Source organism: Metasolibacillus fluoroglycofenilyticus (assembly GCF_003049645.1).
Classification (GTDB): Bacteria; Bacillota; Bacilli; order Bacillales_A; family Planococcaceae; genus Metasolibacillus; species Metasolibacillus fluoroglycofenilyticus.
The window spans coordinates 95,253-117,953 of record NZ_PYWK01000005.1 but is presented as its reverse complement, the minus strand read 5'-3'; the positions used below and the strand labels follow the sequence as shown (position 1 = coordinate 117,953).

Below are 22,701 nucleotides of genomic sequence, written 5' to 3'. Positions count from 1 at the left end.
ATTGGAGGACATGAGAAAATGAGCACAGTCTTTGAAGAAAATTTATTAAAATATGCTGAACTCGCTGTAAAAATAGGAGTAAATATCCAAAAGGATCAATATCTCTTTATTCAAGCTTCTACAGAGGTAGCGCCATTTGTTCGTTTAATTACAAAAGTAGCTTACGAAAATGGTGCACGTCAAGTATTTGTTGATTTTACAGATGATGAAATCGCACGTTTGCGCTATGAGCTGGCGCCAGAGGATTCCTTTGATTTCTTCCCAGAATGGAAAAAACTTGAACGCGAATCGTTAGCTGAACAAGGGGCCGCATTTATGTCCATTGTTTCGCAAAGCCCAGATTTATTAAAAGGTATTGACACGAAGCGTATTGCGGCAAATCAAAAAGCAGCAGGCATGGCTTTAAATAAATATCGCCAATATGTGCAATCAGACAAAATTAGTTGGACGGTAATTGCCGCAGCTTCTAAAGAGTGGGCTGCTAAAGTATTCCCAGAGCTCTCAGCAGATAAGCAAGTGGACGAGCTATGGGAGGCAATTTTCAAAGCGACTCGTGCTGACTTAGAAAATCCAGTTGAAGCATGGAAAAATCATGATAATACACTACATGCAAAAGTGGATTATTTAAACGCTAAAAAATATGAAAAACTACACTATACAGCTCCCGGCACAGATTTAACAATTGACTTGCCGAACGGACATTTATGGTGTGGTGCAGGTAGCGTTAACGAGCGTGGTCACGAATTTATGGCAAATATGCCAACGGAAGAAGTATTTACTGTACCGCATAAAACAGGTGTAAATGGTTATGTTTCTAGCACAAAGCCATTAAGCTATGGCGGTAATATTATCGACAACTTTAAATTAACTTTCGAAAATGGTCGAATCGTTGGCGTTGAGGCAGAGCAAGGTGAAGAAATATTAAAGCAATTAGTAGAAACAGATGAGGGCTCGCACTATTTAGGGGAGGTGGCACTTGTTCCACATCAATCCCCAATTTCAGCATCAGGTCTATTATTCTTTAATACTTTATTTGATGAAAATGCCTCAAACCATTTCGCTATCGGCAGCGCCTACGCATTCTGCCTAGAAGGTGGCAAAACAATGTCACATGAGGATTTATTAGCAAATGGCTTAAACCAGAGCATTACACATGTTGACTTTATGGTTGGCTCAGGTGAAATGAATATCGATGGTATTAATGCTGACGGTGAAAAAGAGCCAATATTCCGCAATGGAAATTGGGCGTTTTAGTCGAAATTGCCTTCAAAATGTTGACATAAGTTCAGCTATTAAATTCGAATAATATGAATTAGCTCTACTTTGATAGCATGCTTTCATGTATAATATTAAATAATGATTGTATGAAGGGAGATATAAAGTAATGTTTATTTTTAATCATCATCATCCACTTGCATCCACGTACTTAACAACAGTACTTGGCTTTACAGTAGTTCTTTTAATTTCTGTATGGTTCTTTATTCATTACTTACGTGTAGGCTTAAATTCAGCTGATTCTACTCGTATTGATAGTAAAAAATAATAAAATGAACTACGAGGCTGTCTTTTGAGACAGCCTCGTTTTATAAGTGCACTAAAAAAATTGATTTTCACCTACATACTTTAACCTCCGAAAAAAGGCTGCTAAACCTAATATGACTCCTATTTTCAAAGAAGCTCTCCAACCAAAGCTTTTTTGATGAAACATCATCAAAGGCAGGCGATGCACACCTCCTTCCCCCTTTATAAAGATATACAGCCGATAGGTATACCTCAATGAAATTTAACATTTAATATTTCCTATATACAATTAGAGTTGCCCGAAAAGTCCATTTTGTTTTGTTACCGCATTGAAATCAATGTTTTCATCGCTCCCCTTTTACTGAAGGATAACGCTGTTAAAGTCAATGTTCATCCCATTTTTAAAAGAGGCGTTCTCTGTTTATAGGAATCAACATTTTGTGAAACATCATCGCTACTGACCAAAACGCCCGCTATGCACGGCTTTTTGGTCAGCCCCTATTTAACTTTTTCAACGTGTATTCCACATCTTTCGAAAGGAGAAAATTTCTGTACCTATTGCTTCATCTTCAGCATACAAAACAATTGCTCCTGCGGTATTGTTATTTCTTTCATTGCAAAGAGAATGTTCAAAATGGCTTTTTTAACATGCTCTTCTTTTTGTGTGGATGTCGTCATTTTTGAAGGAAAAGACTGCAATTTTACTATTTGGCATTCTTCCTATTTTGCTTTACAATTTAGTAGTAAAGGAAAGGGGCAACTATATGACTTCATTACAAGATATTTTAAATTTTAATGAATTTTTCGTAGCACATAAACAATATGAGCCTTATATTACGACTAAATATCCTGATAAAAAAATCGTTATCCTTTCTTGCATGGATACACGACTCGTTGAATTGTTGCCAAAGGCGATGAATTTGCGCAATGGCGATGTGAAAATTGTAAAAAGCGCTGGGGCAATCGTCAATCATCCATTTGGCGGTATTATGCGTAGCTTATTAGTAGCTGTTTATGCCCTACAGGCAGATGAAATTTATATTATTGGTCACTATGATTGTGGCATGAGTGCTGTTGACCCAGATCAAGTGCTTGCTAGCATGAAAGAACGTGGTATTAGCCAAGAAACGATTGATATTATTAGCTATTCTGGCGTTGATTTGCGTGAATGGCTACGTGGATTTGGAGATGTAACAACAAGCGTTTTAAAAAGTGTCGACATCGTCCGTTCACATCCTTTAATGCCTAAAGGTATACCTGTTCATGGACTTGTCATCGACCCAAGTACAGGTCGCCTAGACTTAGTACAGGATGGGCACGAATTTCTTTAATAAGAAAGAAAGTGTAATCTACTTTTGAGAAATGTTTAAAGGCTATGTTTTCAGACTTTCAAAGAATGCCTATACTTTAAGAAAAGCACATGTTTAGCCCAGACGCTACTCAAATGCCAAAAGCTTACTTTAAAAAACAAGAGCTGTATGAAAAATGCTTATTTTTCATACAGCTCTTTTGAATCCTCTACCAATAACGCATACATATAGTGGTCTACCCATTGTCCGTTAATAAATAATAGCTTACGTAATAGCCCCTCTTTAACAAACCCCGCCTTCTCTAACACGCGAATAGAAGCTGTATTAGCCGGCGCTACATACGCCTCGACACGATGGACTCCCACTTGCTCAAAGGCAAATCTCACAACTGCTTTTGTGGCCTCTGTCGCAATGCCTTTTCCAGCAAAATGCTGATCCATTGAATAACCAATAAAAGCGCTTGAATAAGGAAGTTGTTTTACTGCATATAAAGAAATGTGCCCAATTAAACGATTTGTTCCTTTTACAAATATACCAAAAGAAAACTCACGTTTTTCCTCTAACAAATATAAACTTTCTATAATTTTTTTGCGTTGTGTTTCCACTGTATAAAAATTAGGATGATGTAGTGGCTCATATGTTGACCAAAAATATTTATTTTCGGCTAACAATACAGCCAAACTAGGTGCGTCCGCTTCTACTAAAGTTCGTAAATCACATCGTTCACACGCAATAGTAATCACCGTATCACCTTTCTTTTGAAATAAGCTTAAAAAATCTTTTAACATTTTTTATACATCGCTAAAGAAAGCGCCTTCTCCTAAAAATTTTTTCGTAAGTAAAAACAGATTATACTTTACCTCATATTGACAGACTGTAAGGCATCAATTTTATGAGGCTAATATCTAATAGAGCCACCTGAAAAGTCATTTTGAAACGGCTTCTTTGTTCCGAAAGCGAAACGGTAGGTACACAAAATTTAGCCGATGGGGCTGTCCAAAAAGCCGTGCATAGCGGGCATTTTGGACAGTAGCGATGATGTTTCACAAAATGTTGATTCCTATAAAGTGAACCTTCAATCAGTGGGGGCTTTGCCCCCCACTGATTGGTGATAGAGGAACACAAGCTAGAATCTTCGCATCCTGCGAAAACGCTTGTGTGACCAACATCGTGTTGGCCTCATTCTTAGTTTTTACAGGCTGTTTGATCCCCCACTTAAACATCTTGTTTTTATCTGCTGTTTTGAAGTGGGGGTATTACAGCCTGCTCCTGCGGTTACTCGTCGCAAACAAAATTTGTTAATACGCGATAAACAGAGAACGCCTCTTTTAAAAATGGGATGAACATTGACTTTAGCAGCGTTATCCTTCAGTAAAAGGGAAGCGATGAAAACATCGATTTCAATGCGCTGGCAAAACAAAATGAACTTTTCGGACAACTCCTTACTTATTTATACTTTCGCCTTTTACTTTTTACAACATTTTTCGGCTTAGTGACAGTTTCTTTTACCTGCTCCTCTGCTACAATTGCCTCTTCCTCAAATTGTTGCGGGATATTGTCCAATTGATTGACTAAATGCAAGCCTCTTCTTTCCGCTTCCTTCTCTATATGAGCTAGCGTTTCCTTTAATACTTGCACACGTGCATATAATTTATCATTTCCAGGTATTAAAACCCAAGGAGCTCGCTTACTATCAGTTTTAGCGAATATATCATCTGCGGCTGCTGTGTAATCTTTAAATTTTTCTCGATTGCGCCAATCCTCATCTGTTAGCTTCCAAGCTTTATAAGGATCCTCTGCCCGTTCAGTAAAACGTTTTAACTGTTCATCCTCATCGATATGTAGCCAAAACTTAATAACGATATATTCACCGTCCGTTAGGAGCTTTTCGAAGTTATTTATTTCTTCATATGCCCTACTCCACTCGTCTTTTGTAGCAAAGCCTTCTAGGCGCTCAACAAGCACCCGCCCATACCAGGAACGGTCAAATATCGCAATTTGCCCATGCTGTGGTAATTTACGCCAAAAACGATGTAAATAATTATAACGTAGCTCATGTGGCTGGGGAGCAGAAATTGGATGCACGACTAATCCTCGAGGGTCTATACGCTCTGTTAATCGCTTAATTGCGCCACCTTTGCCAGCAGCATCCATTCCTTCAAATACAAAAATTAAGCCGATTTTATTATTAAATAAAAACTGTTGTGCATTGAGCATTTCATATTGCAGCACTTTAAGTTTCTTTTTATACATTTTTTTATCCATGCTTAATGTTAAATCTAAATCGCTTAACTTTTTCAATTTTCCCACTCCTTAATCAGTAAATTATTATTATTCTATCCTATTTAGAACGACAAGCATATAGGTAAGCGGTGGAAGTATTTAAAAAACTATAAAAAATAGTCAGTGTCCAAAGTGCCAACTACTGTATGATATTTTGGACGTCTATCCTGTCTTTTAGTTGTGGGAGCGAAATAAAAGATATATAATTTTTTACGGAAAGGGGAGGGCTATATGGCTCGAACTACATTTTTGTTCAGCTCTACAATTTTAACAATACTTTTTACAATACATACATTTTGGCGTCATTTATTCGGGTTTTCAACATTGGACAGCATCAATCGTTTACCCCTATTATTTTCTCCCGCTAGTTATGTTTATTTATATTGGCTAGCTGTTTTTATAGGATTAATAATATACTCTCTACGCAAACGCCATCAAACTTCTATACAACTGTCATTGCTTCTATTAGCTTATATTTTTCTCATTAGCTTTTTCGTCAGTTGGCATGCGGAGCATCATATTATCGCGCTTTTACTATTAATGATACAGCTTCTTTCGCTCTTTATGCTTTATCGGACATATTCCTTAAAGAGGAAGCCGCGCCAAGAGCGTGTAGCAATCTCATTATTTTTTGGCTGGATGCTATTTTTAACATATGTCTTTTTCTCATATACGATGGTTTATAATAATTGGCATGGCTTAGGGTTAAGTAATGCTTTATGGGCTGTTATTTTATTAACTATCGGGGCTGCAATGGCACTTCATTTTCGTTATCGTTATTTTGATAGGCTACTACCTTCCATATTTATTTGGGGCTATTTAGGTATTGCATGGCATAATGGGTTTGAAGAGCTATTTGTAACAGCTGCGGCGCTATTTTTAAGCGCTGTGCTCGTTGCCTCTCTTATTTTTTCGAAAAGCAAGAATAATTAATGCTGTAAAAAAATCAATTACACCTCGGTATAATTGATTTTTTCAAGCTGTTTAGCCGTCCAGTGACAAAGACTGAATTCCTCTTTATCAGCAGATGTTTGAACACCTGCTGAAATGAGCTTAACAAAGGTATTATCTCGCCAGCTGTAGGGTTTGGAAACTTCTATATCTGTCGCCTTGTTATCGGTATAAAAAACATGTGCTCCTACGGTTACTCGTCGCAAAAAACATTGGTCCTAGATGTTAATTATGTGGTTAGCATAGAGGGAGCTTCTTAATGTTTTCAACAAAACAGCAAAGAGCTGTATGATAAGCGGTTTATTCATACGCTTTTCATACAGCCCCTATTTCTTTAATCTTCTAGCTCTGTTAAAATTATTGGTTTATTCTTTGTCACAATAATAGAATGCTCAATTTGTGCAACAAGTGATTTATCTGGAGTAATAAATGTCCAACCATCACCTGCTTCAACGATATGCTCTGCCTTCGCTGAGATAAAAGGCTCAACAGCAAGCACCATACCCTCTGTCATAATTGTTGAATCCCACGCATCATAGTAATTTAAAATATGGTCAGGTGCTTCGTGCAGTGAACGCCCTAAACCATGTCCTGTTAAATTCATAATGACTGTTAGCCCATTTGCATTGGCCTCGCGCTCAACCGCTTTTCCGATTTGATTCAATTTTGAACCTGCTTTTACTTTCGTCATTGCACGTTCAAAAGCAGATTTTGCTACAGTACACAATTTTTCCTTATCGGCATAGCCTTCACCAACAACGAAAGAGATGCCTGTATCTGCAAAATAGCCGTTGTAGGAGCCTGATACATCAATATTGACTAAATCGCCCTCTTGAATTACTTTATCACCAGGGATACCATGTGCAACCTCGTGATTCACACTAATGCAAGTATACCCTGGGAAATCATACTCTCCTTTAGGTCCAGACAGCGCACCTGCCTCCTCAAACATGCGTCCAGCTATTTCATCTAGTTCTTTTGTTGTAACACCTGGCTTCGTAGCAGATTTCATCGCCTCACGGATTTCCGCGACGATACGACCAATCTTTTTAAACGCATCTAATTCTTCTTGAGTAGTTACAATCATCTTAAACGCCCTTCCTTTAAAGAAAATCTTTAATTACTATACCACAAATGTACAAATAAATTGTATAATGGACTTCCATTAACAAAATTATAAATTTTCCGAGAATTTCAATAATTAAGCATTTACTCAAACGCATGAGGTGATGCAATGACAAGCTTAGCTATTTATTTAGTATTATTTATCATCCCTATTTTCATTTTAACATCTATCATTGTTAAGTTATTACTTAATAATTTTAAAATGACAGAAACAAGGTTATTAAGTATTGCGTTACTAAGTTTTTGCTTTGTATTATTGGGAGGCTTTTTACATTATACGTCCCATTTTATATATCGATAGTAACGGGTTTGGGTATTTTAGTTTTCCTTTCTACTCTTTTGCATTTAATGTATGTATTACTAGTGAAATATTGCCACCTTCAAACAAGTTGGTTAATCGATATTCTTTTTTACATGCCCGTATTATTTCACGTAATTGCCCTTTCTTTAGGCTTTCGTTTATCTGCTGATATTTTTTATAAGCAAGGTCTTTGGATTTATCAAAGTATGTATGCGGATAAACGACGTATTAAAGCATTATTAAAAGAAACGCTTTAGGAGGCAACCGTGCTAAGTCGGTATTTTGGTCGTTTTTGGTATTGCTTATTCAAATCAATTATGCCAAGGCGTAAAATTTAAAATAAGCATAAAGCTAATTTTTCATTGTACTGAGGAGAAGCTCGATTTTTAAGACAGCCCTTTCTTCTTTGCTAAAATCATCAATTATAAATGGTTTGATTAGGAGGGTTTTTTATGAATAGGCTTTCCATATATTCAATAATTCTTGCAGTTTTAGGCATGCTATTTTTTATTCTATCAAGTGTGTCAGTAGGGTGGAATAGAAGTATAGCTACGCCTGGAGGACCACCGCCTCTTACTACTTGGGAGGTAACCTTGTTTTATATATTTTGTGGCGTAGGACTGCTTTGTTTTATCTTGAGCTTTGTAGTGGGGGTTTTAGGCTTCAAAATGAAAACAGGGAGTAGATTATTAAGATATATAGGTCTTCTATTAGTCCCAATTATCCTAATTTGTTCAATATCCTTTGGACTGCTTATTGCTATAGCTCTTGGCTGAAAATTTCATTCATTTTAATCAACTACCAAAGGGAGTTGTCCGAAAAGTCTATTTTATTTTGACACCGCATTGAAATAAGTGTTTTCATCGCTTCCCTTTTACTGAAGGATAGCGCTGCTAAAGCCCATGTTCATCACATTTTTAAAAGAGGCGTTCTCTGTTTATATGAATCAACATTTTGTGAAACATCATCGCTACTGTCCAAAATGCCCGCTATGCACGGCTTTTTGGACAGCCTCCCTACTTCTATATCAAATATTCGCTAAAATGCTGTACCTATCGCTTCGCTTTCGGTACAAAGTGGTCGTCTCAAAATGATTTTTCAGATAACCCCTTGATATTTTACTTTATGCTACCTTTAATAGTCTTGGCGCAGTTGAATACAATAAAGAGCCTACAATTATTGTTAAAATAGCAGACGGAATCATATGTGTTGCATTATAAATAATTGAGTAAATCCATGGGTTTTGGTCTCCTGCATATTGAGAGAAGAACACAACACCTGATAACACATGCGTAATAAACGAAAGAGTAGCACCGAGCAAAACGCCTATCGTCATATATTGTGTAATCGCTTTTTTATTTTTTTCATGAAGCGCATTTAATAGTGGCTTGCGCATTACTGCTGCCAAACCAACTACCGTTGAGGCTAGCCCAAAATCTAAAACGGCCTGAAACCAATGCAAAATATAGCCGCCCATCATCGCACTGATTATCCCCTCAAGAAATCCTGTTGCCATACCAGCAAGTACACCATGTCTAAACGCTACTAATACAATTGGTAGCATGCCAAAGCTTATTGAGCCGCCCTGTGGAAGACTAAATGCCAGCTTGCCTAAAATAAAGCTAAGTCCTGCCATAATCGCGATTTCCATTAAAATTACTAAATTTTTATTGTTCATAACAAGTCTCCTTTCTTTTGTTCATTGGAACCAAGAGGAAGAATAGAAAACAAAAAAGCAATGTTAGGACAGAGCCTAACATCGCTTAGAAGTCGGTTTCTATCCACATCCCTACGCAAGCTTTAACTTACAGGTTCAAAGAGTCAGTACAACGAGTGTACAATCTCAGCCGACTTAATCGGCTCCCCTTGTGGTCATATGATGATTTATTTGTTAGAACAGTTTCATTGTACTGAATATCGCTTTGTATTTCAATACGTTTTAGTGGATTACTGAAAGTAGTTAACTAATGCATATCTAGTTATTCAGCTACTGGCTTTTTCAATAAGCCAACAATAAGCGCTGTGACAATGGAACCTACTATTACTGCTAGCAAGTATAGGATTGGGTTTCCTTCAACAACAGGGAAAACGAATACACCACCATGTGGCGCAGGAAGTCCAATACCAAATATCATCGTTAATGCCCCTGCTACTGCTGCACCTATAATTGAAGCTGGAATCACTCGGACTGGGTCTGCTGCTGCAAATGGAATTGCGCCCTCTGTAATGAAAGATGCGCCCATAATATAGCATGTTTTCCCTGCGTCTCTTTCCCTTTTGGAAAATTTGCGTTTGAAAAATGTTGTCGCAAGTGCTAAACCTAATGGTGGCACCATACCCCCTGCCATTACTGCTGCATGTGGTGCAAAATTTCCAGCATCAATCATAGCGATACCGAATGTAAAGGCCGCTTTATTAATCGGTCCACCCATATCAACTGCCATCATACCACCAAGCAATAAACCAAGCATAACTAAGTTTCCTGTCCCGAGGCTAGATAACCACGATGTAATTGCCTCATTTACTCCTTTTACAGGCTCTATTATAATGTACATCATAATAAGTCCTGTAAATAAAATGCCAAATAGAGGATAAAGCAGTACAGGCTTAATTCCTTCTAGTGACGTAGGCAATTTATCAAATACTTTTTTCAGACCAAGCACTAAATAACCCGCTAAAAAACCTGCAATCAAACCACCTAAAAAACCTGCTCCACCTGTTGCTGCCATGAAACCACCGACCATCCCCGGTGCAAAGCCCGGACGGTCTGCAATACTCATTGCGATAAATGCCGCTAATACTGGAATCATTAAACCAAATGCATTACCACCACCGATTGTATTCAATGCTTCGGCAATTGGATGATAAGAAGGATCTGTCGGGTCAAATGCTTTAATTCCAAACATAAACGATATTGCGATTAAAATACCGCCACCAACAACAAACGGAAGCATATTTGACACACCATTCATTAAGTGCTTGTAAAAGCCTGAGCGCTTCTCCTTTTCTGTACCTTCCTGTTTTCCTGTTGCTGTATAAATAGGTGCATCTTGCTCTAACGCACGCTCAATTAACTGCTGCGTTTTTCGAATTCCATCTGCTACTGGTACTTGAATAACATGCTTACCTGTAAATCGTGCCATCTCAACCTGTTTATCCGCTGCTACAATAATTGCTGTTGCTCCCGCAATTTCCTCTGCTGTAAGTGTATTTTTCACACCTGTTGAGCCATTCGTTTCAACTTTAATATCCACACCCATTTCAGCAGCCTTTGTTTTAAGTGCATCAGCAGCCATATACGTATGAGCAATACCTGTTGGGCACGCAGTTACAGCTAAAATTTTTGCCTCGGGTGAAGCTACTGACTTTGCTGACACTATTGGTTGTTCTTCATCCTCATGATCCTGACTATCAATAAGTGCTAAAATTTCATCCTCTGATTGTGCCTTCAATAACTGCTCACGGAATGCCGCATCCATTAATAGCATCGATAAGCGCGATAATGTTTCTAAATGCGTATTGTTCGCCCCCTCTGAGGCAGCTATCATAAAAAACAAATGACTTGGCTGACCGTCTAATGCCTCAAAATCAACACCCGCCTGTGAGCGTCCAAAAGCGAGTGCTGGCGTGCGCACTGCGTTTGTTTTAGCATGTGGTATCGCCACCCCTTCCCCGATACCTGTCGTACTTTGTGCTTCGCGTGTTAAAATAGCTTCTTTAAAGGCTTTAGCATCTACTAATCTATTAGCCACATCTAATTTCGATACTAGCTCATCAATCACCGCCTCTTTAGATGTTGAAGCTAAATTTAAAATCATCGTGTCTTTTTTCAACAGCTCAGTAATCCTCATCCTTCTCTCCCCCTTATACGTGAATTAATTGAATTTGCGGCAGTAGATCCTCTACTTCTGCTTGCGTACATAGCTCTAATGAAAAGGCCGTAGCACTACCAGAAGCCACCCCATACCGAAATGCCTGCTGCACATCTCCCATGCGAAAATAACAACTCAAAAACCCTGCCACGACAGAGTCGCCTGCACCTACTGAATTTTTCAGTACACCCTTCGGTACATTTGCATAAAGTGCCAACTCCTTGCTGAATAACAAAGCACCAGCACCAGCCATTGAAACAATCACATGCTGTGCGCCCATTTCAACAAGTCGCTTCCCATAAGGAATTGCCTCTTCTATAGTTTCTATCGTGACATTAAATAACTCACCAAGCTCATGATGGTTCGGCTTAATTAAAAATGGGCTATTTGGCAAAACATTTAATAATACTTCGCCTGTTGTATCAACAACTACCTTCGCACCTTTTTGCGTCACTGTCGCTGCCATTGTTTCATAAATTGTTGCCGGCAGACACTGTGGAATACTTCCTGCTAATACAAGTACATCCCCATCAGCCAATCGATTAATTTTATTCAATAAATTTGCTAGCTCCAGCTCTTGAATTGTCGGTCCACGTCCATTGACTTCCGTCTCCTGTCCCGTCTTAAGCTTAATATTAATGCGCGTATCCTCTTGAACATGAACAAAATCCGTCGCTATTCCCTTTTGCTGTAAAGCATTCACAATATAATTACCTGTAAAGCCTCCTACAAATCCTAATGCCTTGCTATCTGTCCCTAATCGCTTCAACACTTGCGAAACATTTATTCCTTTGCCCCCTGGAAATTTTGCTTCTTTTTGAATAAGATTGAGTGCACCTAGCTGAAAAGGTGTTACTTCCACGATATAATCAATAGATGGATTTAATGTCATCGTGTAAATCATGCTTCGACCACCTTTACTTTAGTTTTTGCATGCAATGTTTTTCGCATATTATTTTTAATTTCATTTGTAATAATTGTCGCTTCCTGCAAATCAGCTATTTTAGCAAAATATACTTCCTCGAATTTCGAAGCATCTACTAGCACATATGCTTCCCGCGCTAATTGTATAGCTGCTTTTTTAAGCATCGCTTCTTCTGGATCTGGCGTTGTATAGCCATATTCAAGGTGTACACCATTTGCCCCAATAAAGCATTTATCAAAACGATATTGCTCAAGGCTAATTAGCGCACCACGTCCAATCATTGCCTTTGTTTTATGCTTAATTGCACCACCGATTAAATAAGTTTTAATATTATTTTCTATTAATAAATCAAGATGATGCACACTGTTTGTGACAACAACTACTTCTTTCTGCTGTAAATAAGGAATCATTTCATAAACCGTCGTTCCAGCATCTAAATAAATGCAATCACCATCATCTACAAAGCTCGCTGCATAAGCAGCAAGTGCTTTTTTCTCCTGAAGGTTTTTGAAGGATTTTTCAGAAATACTTGGCTCAATTAATTTGCCTTGCAATCTTGAAGCGCCTCCATGAATGCGCTTTAATATTTTAGCGCGCTCTAATTGAATTAAATCTCTGCGGATTGTTGATTCGGACGCTTTCGTTATTTCAATTAATTCTTGCATCGTTACAATCTCTTGTTGTTTTAAAAGCTCACGAATTAAATGCTGTCGCTCAACTGTTAGCATCGTTCCACCCCCAACATACTATTAGCTATATAATAATTAGAATTATAAGATTAATCAACAATTTTATTTCAAATTCATTCAAAATAATTCATATTTCTTCACGGAATCTTTTTGAAACTTCTATTTGTCTTCATACGTAGATAAAATTAGATTAAAGTAAAATTTTTATAGGGGATGATTTCATGGAGGACCGTAAAATTTTAAGTGCACTTAGTTATTTGAGTATCTTCTTTGCACCATTTATAGCGCCAATTATTGTATGGCTAGTATCGAAGGATGAAGAGGTTCGCTACCATGCAAAACGCGCACTGATTTCACATGTTATTCCTATTGTCATAGGGATTGCTGTAGGTGTTTTCTTTATCTTCACTACGATATTTGGTGGGGCACAGGAAGATGCGACTTTATTTTTTGCAGGCTTTGGTGGGATGCTGCTTTATGGATTAATTTATTTAGCATTCGTCATTTGGAATATCGTCCAAGCGGTGCTAGTATTCCGTAATGTTTAACGGCAGAGTTGGTAGGGTATAATAAAAGCACTAATTGAAAGCTTTCTCTGAATCAAAATAGAAGGAGCGAATATATTATGAAACTCGGTAAAATTGTAAAAACGGCTATAAAATGGGCACCAGTTGCTTATCCAATCATCAAAAAAATACTTAACGATAAGAAACAGCCTACCGTTCGCCGCAAATAATGTAACTCTTTCATCAATAACGGCTGTCTGGAAAGTAATGTAGTTCCGCGATAATTCGTCGCAAAAAATCTACAACTTCTAGACAGCCGTTTTTTATATGCTATACACTTGGCACTTTAATCGTGGTGCGACTATAGCCTTCCTTCAATTTCTCAACATGCAAAACAGTCGAAATGGCTGCCTTTAGCTCAGCTACATGAGAAATAACGCCAATCATGCGACCTGATTTTTGCAAGTCGATTAAAGTATCAATCGCACGCATTAATGATTCTTCATCAAGAGACCCGAAGCCTTCGTCAATAAACATCGTATCAATTTGCACATTGCCCTGAAAGCTTTGAATAATATCAGCCATGCCTAACGCTAAACATAGAGAGGCATTAAATTTCTCTCCACCAGACAATGATTTAACATCGCGAGTTTGCCCTGTATAGCTATCATATACGTCTAAGCTTAGCCCACTTTGTCGTCCATGCGATTCTTGGCGGTCAGAGCATACTAATTGATACTGCCCATTCGATAAATGTTTTAGGCGGTGATTCGCCGCCTCAGTAATTTGCTCTAAATAGCCCATTTGTACATAACGTTCAAAGGAAATTTTCCGCTGATTTTGCCCGCGCAACACATCATAAAGCATGATTACTTCATTCGCCGTTTGTGTTAACGAATGAATTTCATCGGCTATTTGCAATAGCTTGTCTTTATATTCTAAACAAAGTTGCTTGTAATTTTTTGAGGTATTGGCAGTTCGTAACGCCTCCTCATATGCCTCCTTATATGCTTGTAGCTGTTCCTGTGCAGCTGTTATATCTACTTTTTCTGCATTAGCTAATTGCTGCTTTTCTTGCTCGACAAACAACGTTAAAGCATGTAGCTCATTTGTATAGTTCATATATTCCCGTTGTAATTGCTGTATTTGCTGCTCTGTACGACATGAGTTGACAAACTCTTCCTCTGTCGTAAATCCTAATTCTTGTAGTTTCTTGTTGAATTGCTCTATCACTAATACAAGCTTTTGCTGTAATTCTTCATGATGTGTAATTGATAGCGTGTACGTTTCTGTTATTTTTAAATAGCTAGCATAGGATTCATCATAATGCTTCTGCGCATTACTTAATGCTTGCTGTAATACAAAGAGCTGCTGTTGCTTTTGCTGATATGTTTTCTCTAGCTGCTTGATGCTACTAATCGCTGATGGCATACTTAAACGTTTTTGCTCTAGTACCGTTTGCTGCTGAATAAATCCATGTTGAACTTGCTGTAGCTGTTGCTCATTGTGTTTTTGCTCTTGTTCATGCTGAATAATTGTAAGCTGCATATCCTTTAGCTTTTGACGACAGTCTACTAAATTTTCCACTACATGTTGCAATTGTATGATTTCATCCTTGCCCTGCTGATAACGCGTTAAATAGGTGGACTCCTCAGCAATTTCAGCATCTAATTGCTGAAGCTGCTGTTGTAGCTGCTCTTGCCCTTGCAATACCAATTGATGCTCTGTTGTAAGCTGCATATATTGCTTGTGTAGCTTGTCAGCTCGCTCTTTAAATAACTGTAATTGTTGTTGCTCCACTTGCTCAGTTGCATTGTCATTAATCGCAGGATGCTCCGTACTGCCACAAACCGGACACGGTTCACCAGATACTAGCTCAAGTGCCAGCATATGCGCTTGATTTGCTAACCAACGCTCCATTTCTCGTTCATAATGCTGCTGTGCTTCCTCATATTGCTGATTTATATTTGTGAGCTGCTCAGCCAATTTCTGCTCCTTTGCAGTTGTATCTCCTAAGTTTTTAAATAGGGCTACCACTTCCTTCAGATATTGCTGCTGTTCTAATAATTTCGGTAGCCTTGCCACTTGCTCTTCTTGCTTTTCAATCGAATTTTGCTGTTCATTCATTTGTTGCTTCAATTTTTCAATCTGCTCATTAGCATGATGAATATTTTTTTGCTGTAAATGGAGCTGTTGCTGCTGCTTTTCAACAGCGCTGACTAGCAATGCGGTTTCCTCATAAAGCGGTTTGATTTTTTCTAGCTCCTTCAGCTCCTGCTGATATGTTAATCGTTCATTATCTCGTTCTTTTTCTGTTTGTAATATGGCATATGCTTGTTGCTGCTCTTGTTGTAACTGCTCTTTTTTTGCCAATAATGTCGTTAACATAGCCGCTTTATTAGCCTCTTCCTGCTGTAGCTGTGTACATTGTTCAGCTATTGGAATAAGCTGCTGTGCCTTCGTAGCCGCCTCATATTGCCTTTTCTTATTTTCAAATAATGCCTGCTCTAGCTTTTTAGCTGCAAGTTCCCGCTTCTTTTGCTCAAAATTCTCGATTCGCTCATTCAGTCGCTGCCATTCTAAAACAATTTTTTGCTGCTTCTCATGTTGTGCAAATGCTTCTTGATAATGCTTAACATCAGCATCTGCCTTCAATTCATAGTAGTGTAGTTCCTGCTCTAAAGCCTCATCAATTTGATATAAATTAGACTCATCTTGCAAACGCTCAAAAAGCAATGAATCGCGTTTCGGTAACGCTCCTACAAGTTGTTCTACATAGCTTTCACTGCGTGCAATAGCCATTTTTTGCTGCTGCTCAGCCTGTTGCTTTTTCTGTTCAAGTTTTTTAGCAATTTCTCCATAGCGCTCCGTCTTGAAAATTTTTCGTAAAATTGCCTCTTTATTATCTGATTGTGAGGTGAGTAGCTTGCGAAATTCACCTTGTGGTAACATAATAATTTGGCTAAATTGGTCGTAGGATAAGCCAATTAATTCCTCAATTTTTTTATTAATATCCGTTACTTTTTGTCGCTCAACAGCGGGTTGTTCTACCCCATTTTCTTGTAATCGCATAAATTCATATGCTTCGCCTGTCGCTGCCTTACGTCCCTTTTTTATATGCGCTAATTGACGCTTTACACGATACGTAGTGCCGCGCACCTCAAAAACAAGCTCTACTGCTGTATGCATATCATCCTCAGCAAAATCACTGCGCATCGATTTATTTTCTTTGCGATCTTGTCCGCTTGCCGCACCATATAAAGCAAAGGTAATACCATCAAAAATAGTCGTCTTGCCTGCACCTGTTTGTCCCGATATCACAAATAAACGATGTTTTTGTAGCTCACTAAAATCGATTACCTCCTTATGCTTATATGGCCCGAATGCTTGAAGAGTCAAACGAATTGGCTTCATTTCACTTTTTCCTCCTCACGTTCTTCCTTTAAAAGCTCCTGTAAAGCTTCGTCAAATAATTTGCATGCAATAGCTGAGGGTTCCTCGCCTGTCATTTCCTTCATAAAGCCTTGAAATAATGTACGTTCATCTAGTTGGTCACGCATTGGTATTTGCTCTTCATCACGTTCCAAAAACATTGCTTTTCTCTCCACATGCAATGCATTTTTATAAACTGTACGTATTTGTTCCATTGCACCAATTACTGGTGTCGTATCAATTAGACGAACAAAAACATAGTCCTCACTTTCTTGATGGCGTAAAATTTCCTGCAAAGTACCCTCTACAATACGCAAATCTCTGCGAGGAATAAGTGGGCGTTTCGTTACGGTAACTGTACCATCAGCGGCTAAGTCTATAATTAGGAAGCCTTTTTCATGATTAGCTTCTGATGCTGAATACTTAAGAGGTGAGCCTGCATAACGTATCGTTTCATTCAGCACATAATGTGCGCGATGTAAATGCCCTAACGCCGTATAATGAAATGGTGCAAAATAATGGGCATCGACACATTCTGAGCCACCGATAACTAACGGTCGCTCTGAGTCGCTTGTATTCTCTTGCTTATCACCATTTGGTGTTACGAAGGCATGGGCAATAGCTATATGGCGTGCATCCGAATTTAAAGTTGGCATAATTTGCTCAATCACTTTTTTCATCGCTTCATCGTATGTAGTGATGCTATCATCCTGCAATATGGTCTTTACTATTGCTGGCTCCGCAAATGGAATGAAGTGAAAATGAACTTCACCATGTTCATCATTTAAAATGATTGGCTGCCATATAGCATTTATCTCTCCAGCGATATGTAAGCCTGCTCGTTCCATTAACTGACGTCCGAACTGTAAGCGAGTAGGACTATCATGATTGCCCGCAATAGCTAGAACAGGAATTTTTCGCTGCAATGTAATTCTACTTAATATATCATCTAATAAATCCACTGCCTCTACTGGAGGTATGGCACGGTCATACAAATCACCAGCGATAATAACAGCATCCGGCTGTTCTTCATCAATCGCTGCAATAAACTGCTCTAAAATAAAGCGCTGCTCGTCTGTCATATATACACCTTGTACAAGCTTTCCTAAATGCCAGTCTGCCGTATGAAAAATTTTCATGATAGCAACTCCTTATAAAAAATCAATAGGGGTGTTTGAAAAGTCAATACACACCGACTTTTCAAACACCCCTTATACTACTAATAATTTGGCGTCAATGCACCTTTTGTGATGTCTTCCATATAGTGACATGCCGCTTGATGGCCTTCTTTCATCAAATCAGATGTACGTAACACTGGCTCCTCTGTACGACATTTATCTGTCGCAAATGGACAGCGCGTATGGAAACGACAGCCGTTTGGCGGGTCGATTGGTGATGGTACATCACCTTTTAAAATAACCCGCTCTTTTTTAGCATCTGGATCTGGAACAGGAATTGCTGATAGTAATGCTTTCGTATATGGGTGCTGTGGATTTTCAAACAAGCTAACCTTATCTGCAATCTCTACAATTTTCCCTAAATACATAACGATAATACGGTCTGAAATATGTCGTACTACCCCTAAATCATGCGAGATAAATAAATATGTTAAGCCATATTCATTTTGTAATTCCTCTAATAAGTTTAAAACCTGTGCCTGAATCGATACGTCTAGTGCAGATACCGCCTCATCACAAATAATTAGCTTTGGATTTACAGAAAGCGCACGCGCAATACCAATACGTTGACGCTGACCACCAGAGAATTCATGTGGGTAACGGTCCGCTTGATATGGACGTAAACCTACCGTTTCCAAAAGCTCCTCGATGCGCGCACGTCGCTGATTGGTTGGCAATACATTTTGAATTTGCATCGCCTCGTTCAGAACAGACGCTACTGTTTGACGCGGATTTATCGAAGCGTAAGGGTCCTGAAAAATAATTTGTAAATCTTTGCGGAACTTACGCATTTCTCCTTTAGAAATCTTAGTTAAATCTGTACCTTGGAACTCTACAACACCTTCTGTAGGCTCCTCCAATCTTAAAATAGCACGGCCAGTTGTTGATTTACCGCAACCTGATTCTCCTACAATACTTACAGTTTCACCTTCATAAACTGTAAATGAAACACCATCCAGTGCTTTTACGTGGTTCACTGTACGACCAAGAAAGCCACCTTTAATCGGGAAGTATTGCTTTAATCCCTCAACCTTTAACAGTTCTTTTTTCGCCATATAGCGTCACCTCCGAATCGCCATCCCACTCTTCTGAGTACATCCAGCAACGAATTTGCTCGTTATTGCCCTTCTTTTCAAGCACAGGTGGCTTAGTATGACAACCCTCCGTAGCCACTGGGCAACGTGGTGCAAAACGACAGCCTATAGGCATTTCGTGTGGGCTTGGCACCATTCCTTTAATCGGAATAAGCTTTTCTTGATCGACATCGTGACGCGGTAAAGAGTTTAGTAGCCCCAGTGTATATGGATGCTTCGGATTTTTAAATAACGTACGTACATCCGAATATTCTACTACCTGACCTGCATACATAACAGCTACATAGTCACATGTTTCTGCTACTACACCTAGGTCATGTGTAATCATAATTACAGACATGCCTAAGCGATTTTGTAAATCACGAATAAGCTCTAAAATTTGCGCTTGAATTGTTACGTCAAGAGCAGTTGTTGGTTCATCCGCAATTAAAATTTCTGGGTCACACGCCAATGCCATGGCAATCATAACACGTTGACGCATCCCCCCTGAAAGCTCATGCGGATACTGTTTTACACGCTTTTCAGGAGAAGGAATTCCTACAAGTTTCAGCATATCTACCGATTGCTTCATTGCCTCTTGCTTGGAAATCTTTTTATGAATAATAAGTGTTTCACTTATTTGTTGTCCTACAGTATAAACAGGATTTAACGAAGTCATCGGCTCCTGGAAAATCATTGAAATTTGATTTCCTCGAATATCACGCATTTGTTTATCCGATAGCTTCAGTAAATCTTTTCCTTTGAAAAGAATCTCGCCATCTTTAATCTTCCCGTTTTTCGCTAAAAGGCGAAGAATTGATAAAGATGTAATACTTTTACCTGAACCAGATTCCCCTACAATACCAATTGTTTTTCCTTTTGGTACGACAAAGCTGACACCATCAACCGCACGTACCTCACCACCGTCAGTTGAAAAAACAGTTTGTAAGTCATTCACTTCTAAAATATTTTCTAATTGTTGTGTCACAATGATTCACCTCATTTCACCTTAAACTAATTCAAGTCGATTCGTTTATTTAAGAATTTATATGAAATATCTACAAGTAAGTTTACTAGTACGAAAATGACCGAAATAACTAGTACGGTTCCTTGCACAATTGGGAAATCCCGCTGCCTAATCGCATCGATTGTTAGACGTCCCATACCGTTAATTGCAAAAATCGTTTCTGTTAAGACCGCTCCACCTAAGAAGCCACCAAATTCAAGTCCAATTACTGTTACTACAGGAATTAAAGCATTTTTAAGTGCATGTCGATAAATAACAATACGCTCTGAAACCCCTTTTGCACGAGCTGTACGAATATAATCTTGTCCGATTACTTCAAGCATAGAGGAACGGGTCATACGAGCGATAATAGCTGCTCCACCAGTACCTAACGTAATAACTGGCAGCACCATTTGTCGCCATGACTCACCCCAACCAGAAGGTCGCATTTGAACAATTTCGAAGAGCCATTCAGGCATAGGTATACCGAATGGTAAATTCCCTAATGCGAACCATTGAATTAATACTAAACCGAGCCAGAAGTTCGGCATAGATAAACCGAATAAGGCGATAATCATTATGAAAATATCTGTTAATGTGTAATGGCGTACAGCAGAAACAATACCTGCAATTAAGCCAATAAACACAGCCAAAACCGTTGAATATACTGCTAATTCTACCGTAATCCAAAAGCGAGCTGAAATTTCATCCATTACAGGGCGACCACTACGAACCGAGTTTCCTAAGTCCCCTTTTACCGCACTTGTCAGAAAGCGACCATACTGTACATATGCTGGGTCATTTAACCCTAATTTCTCACGTAGATTTTCAATTGTTTGCTCTGAAGCTCCTTCACCAGCCATTACGCGTGCAGGATCCCCAGGAATAAGGAACATCAATGAAAATACTAAAATCGATACCCCAAGTAATACTGGAATCGTTTGTAACAAACGACGAATAATATATTTTGTCATAGCTGCCCCTCCTTTATTGCTTCATTTTTGGATCTAGTGCATCACGTAGACCGTCTCCGAATATATTAAATGCTAATACAACAATAACAATCATCATACCCGGGAACATTACCATATGACTTGCATTATGCATATAAGTACGCCCTTCGTTTAACATTGCGCCCCATTCAGGCTCTGGCGGCTGTGCACCTAAACCTAGGAAAGCTAAACCAGAGGCAGTTAAAATAGCTGTTGCAATACGCATTGTTGCTTGAACAATAATTGGTGACATAATATTAGGTAAAATATGTAGGAAAATAATGCGCCCATCACTTGCACCGAGTGCCTTTACAGCATCTATATATTCCAATTTTTTCACTTGCAGCGTAGATCCCCGAACAATTCGGGCAAATGCTGGCACAGAGAAAATACCTACCGCAATAATTACATTTGTTAAGCTACCACCTAATACAGATACAATTGCTAATGCTAATAAAATACCTGGGAAAGCAAGCAGAATATCCATAAGGCGCATCGTAATCGTATCAACTAGTCCACCATAATAACCAGCAACGATTCCTAATACTACACCAATAACTCCACCGATAAATACTGATAAAAACCCTACCTTCAATGTAAGTTGTGTACCGAAAATAATACGAGTAAATATATCTCGTCCAAAATTATCAGTTCCAAACCAATGGTCCTTTGATGGTGGTTGAAGTTTATTCACTAAATTTTGCGCATTTGGATCTGTTTTCAAAAACATTGGACCAAATATACCAACTAGTATAATGAATAAAATAATTAAGCCCCCAACTACTGCAGCCTTATTTTTCAGCAATCTCTTTGAGAAGGTTTTAAAAGCCTCTACTCGTGGATTACTTCTTGTTGCGCTTGAAACCTTTTCAGTTTGCACGCTCATTGTGATCACCCTTTCATTAATCAAACTGTTCAGATAATTGCATTTATCGTTAGATACCTCGGCTTAAAATGCATTCAGACCATTTAAGTGAATATACAAAAATCTGTTACATCCGCCAAATACTTATCTTACCATGCAGCGGGAGCTTTCTCCTCTTAAATATTAAATATTTGTCTTATTGCTGTAAACATAGCACACAACTACTATACTTACTTGCTGGTGCTACACCCTTTAGTCCACATAGTTACGGTGATTTGTACAACAGAAGAAGTATATGCTGGCGCTTTTTTACACCAAAAAACATTTGCTGAATGAAGATAAAATTTAATCAGTATGAATAACAGTATATATATGAATATAGTGCCTTTTCAATAGTTTTTTTGATTGTTTGAAATATAAAATTACTTTTTGGTGAATAATTAGTTTGACAAAATTCGATATTTTTCACTATAAGACCTTATGAAAACACGCGTTTTGAAAGGGTTTTCATAAAAGTTTTTTTAAGTTGTAAACGCTTATCTGCTAATTGAATTCAGAGAAAAATCTTTATTTTTAAACAATTGATTGCCTGTTAATAAAAAGGTATGGTATATTCTAACCAGATGTTACAAAAACGTAATATTCTAGAATAATTTTTTTGAAGGGGGATTT

At 38.4% G+C, this 22,701-nt stretch carries 20 protein-coding genes and 1 riboswitch; of the genes, 6 read left to right on the top strand and 14 right to left on the bottom strand.

Going from position 1 to position 22,701, the window contains the following annotated elements:
- Positions 1-18 precede the first annotated feature (18 nt).
- From C9J36_RS15145 to C9J36_RS15140, 3 genes are all read left to right on the top strand, one after another.
- Positions 19-1,254, top strand: a complete 1,236-nt coding sequence (locus C9J36_RS15145) for an aminopeptidase (RefSeq protein ID WP_107943640.1) — start codon at positions 19-21, stop codon at positions 1,252-1,254.
- Positions 1,255-1,384: 130 nt separating this feature from the next.
- Positions 1,385-1,543: a hypothetical protein gene (locus C9J36_RS17440; RefSeq protein WP_201261965.1), complete on the top strand. Its 159-nt coding sequence runs from the start codon at positions 1,385-1,387 to the stop codon at positions 1,541-1,543.
- 742 nt (positions 1,544-2,285) lie between these two features.
- Positions 2,286-2,852, top strand: coding sequence for a beta-class carbonic anhydrase (locus C9J36_RS15140; RefSeq protein ID WP_066164779.1), 567 nt, complete (start codon positions 2,286-2,288; stop codon positions 2,850-2,852).
- A 158-nt stretch (positions 2,853-3,010) separates the two neighbouring features.
- On the opposite strand, the gene C9J36_RS15135 is transcribed toward C9J36_RS15140, so the two are convergent.
- Both C9J36_RS15135 and C9J36_RS15130 read right to left on the bottom strand, forming a co-directional pair.
- Positions 3,011-3,619 carry a GNAT family N-acetyltransferase gene (locus C9J36_RS15135; RefSeq protein ID WP_107943639.1) on the bottom strand — a complete coding sequence of 203 codons (609 nt, stop codon included), beginning with the start codon at positions 3,617-3,619 and terminating at the stop codon, positions 3,011-3,013.
- A 658-nt stretch (positions 3,620-4,277) separates the two neighbouring features.
- A complete protein-coding gene (locus C9J36_RS15130) occupies positions 4,278-5,096 on the bottom strand; it encodes a polyphosphate kinase 2 family protein (RefSeq protein WP_066164969.1) in 819 nt (272 codons plus the stop codon).
- 249 nt (positions 5,097-5,345) lie between these two features.
- Between C9J36_RS15130 and C9J36_RS15125 the strand changes: the two genes are divergently transcribed.
- Positions 5,346-6,047 (top strand): hypothetical protein, encoded by a 702-nt coding sequence (locus tag C9J36_RS15125; protein ID WP_082798979.1) that lies wholly within the window; start codon positions 5,346-5,348, stop codon positions 6,045-6,047.
- 17 nt (positions 6,048-6,064) lie between these two features.
- On the opposite strand, the gene C9J36_RS15120 is transcribed toward C9J36_RS15125, so the two are convergent.
- From C9J36_RS15120 to C9J36_RS15085, 6 genes are all read right to left on the bottom strand, one after another.
- Complete coding sequence (locus C9J36_RS15120) at positions 6,065-6,271, bottom strand: hypothetical protein (protein ID WP_107943638.1); 207 nt, start codon at positions 6,269-6,271, stop codon at positions 6,065-6,067.
- A gap of 128 nt (positions 6,272-6,399) precedes the next feature.
- On the bottom strand, positions 6,400-7,152 hold the full coding sequence (map, locus tag C9J36_RS15115; RefSeq protein WP_066164776.1) for a type I methionyl aminopeptidase: 753 nt from the start codon (positions 7,150-7,152) through the stop codon (positions 6,400-6,402).
- Positions 7,153-8,614: 1,462 nt separating this feature from the next.
- Positions 8,615-9,169, bottom strand: coding sequence for an energy-coupled thiamine transporter ThiT (gene thiT / locus C9J36_RS15100; protein WP_107943636.1), 555 nt, complete (start codon positions 9,167-9,169; stop codon positions 8,615-8,617).
- Between the two features lie 91 nt (positions 9,170-9,260).
- A riboswitch (TPP riboswitch) is annotated at positions 9,261-9,368 on the bottom strand.
- 102 nt (positions 9,369-9,470) lie between these two features.
- Positions 9,471-11,342, bottom strand: coding sequence for a PTS fructose transporter subunit IIABC (locus C9J36_RS15095; RefSeq protein ID WP_107943635.1), 1,872 nt, complete (start codon positions 11,340-11,342; stop codon positions 9,471-9,473).
- A gap of 13 nt (positions 11,343-11,355) precedes the next feature.
- Entirely contained in the window at positions 11,356-12,267 is a 912-nt protein-coding gene (gene pfkB, locus C9J36_RS15090) for a 1-phosphofructokinase (RefSeq protein ID WP_107943634.1), read from the bottom strand.
- Positions 12,264-13,016 (bottom strand): DeoR/GlpR family DNA-binding transcription regulator, encoded by a 753-nt coding sequence (locus tag C9J36_RS15085; RefSeq protein ID WP_107943633.1) that lies wholly within the window; start codon positions 13,014-13,016, stop codon positions 12,264-12,266. The genes pfkB and C9J36_RS15085 overlap by 4 nt, the downstream gene beginning before the upstream one ends.
- Positions 13,017-13,198: 182 nt before the next feature.
- On the opposite strand from C9J36_RS15085, the gene C9J36_RS15080 reads away from it, so the two are divergent.
- Both C9J36_RS15080 and C9J36_RS17730 read left to right on the top strand, forming a co-directional pair.
- The gene (locus C9J36_RS15080; protein WP_066164752.1) at positions 13,199-13,525 is read left to right on the top strand and encodes a magnetosome magnetite crystal formation protein family; all 327 of its coding nucleotides are present in this window, start codon (positions 13,199-13,201) and stop codon (positions 13,523-13,525) included.
- 77 nt (positions 13,526-13,602) lie between these two features.
- Complete coding sequence (locus tag C9J36_RS17730; RefSeq protein ID WP_235616092.1) at positions 13,603-13,713, top strand: hypothetical protein; 111 nt, start codon at positions 13,603-13,605, stop codon at positions 13,711-13,713.
- Positions 13,714-13,813: 100 nt separating this feature from the next.
- Here C9J36_RS17730 and C9J36_RS15075 read toward each other — a convergent pair whose 3' ends face one another.
- The 6 genes from C9J36_RS15075 to nikC form a co-directional block, all read right to left on the bottom strand.
- Positions 13,814-16,897, bottom strand: a complete 3,084-nt coding sequence (locus C9J36_RS15075; RefSeq protein WP_107943632.1) for an SbcC/MukB-like Walker B domain-containing protein — start codon at positions 16,895-16,897, stop codon at positions 13,814-13,816.
- The gene (locus tag C9J36_RS15070) at positions 16,894-18,054 is read right to left on the bottom strand and encodes an exonuclease SbcCD subunit D (protein WP_107943631.1); all 1,161 of its coding nucleotides are present in this window, start codon (positions 18,052-18,054) and stop codon (positions 16,894-16,896) included. Before C9J36_RS15070 ends, C9J36_RS15075 begins: the two co-directional genes overlap by 4 nt.
- Before the next feature lie 80 nt (positions 18,055-18,134).
- Positions 18,135-19,148 (bottom strand): ABC transporter ATP-binding protein, encoded by a 1,014-nt coding sequence (locus C9J36_RS15065; protein ID WP_107943630.1) that lies wholly within the window; start codon positions 19,146-19,148, stop codon positions 18,135-18,137.
- The gene (locus C9J36_RS15060; RefSeq protein WP_107943629.1) at positions 19,120-20,154 is read right to left on the bottom strand and encodes an ABC transporter ATP-binding protein; all 1,035 of its coding nucleotides are present in this window, start codon (positions 20,152-20,154) and stop codon (positions 19,120-19,122) included. The genes C9J36_RS15065 and C9J36_RS15060 overlap by 29 nt, the downstream gene beginning before the upstream one ends.
- 26 nt (positions 20,155-20,180) lie before the next feature.
- Positions 20,181-21,146: an ABC transporter permease gene (locus C9J36_RS15055; protein ID WP_066164738.1), complete on the bottom strand. Its 966-nt coding sequence runs from the start codon at positions 21,144-21,146 to the stop codon at positions 20,181-20,183.
- 13 nt (positions 21,147-21,159) lie between these two features.
- The gene (gene nikC / locus C9J36_RS15050) at positions 21,160-22,050 is read right to left on the bottom strand and encodes a nickel transporter permease (RefSeq protein ID WP_107943628.1); all 891 of its coding nucleotides are present in this window, start codon (positions 22,048-22,050) and stop codon (positions 21,160-21,162) included.
- Between the last annotated feature and the right edge of the window lie 651 nt (positions 22,051-22,701).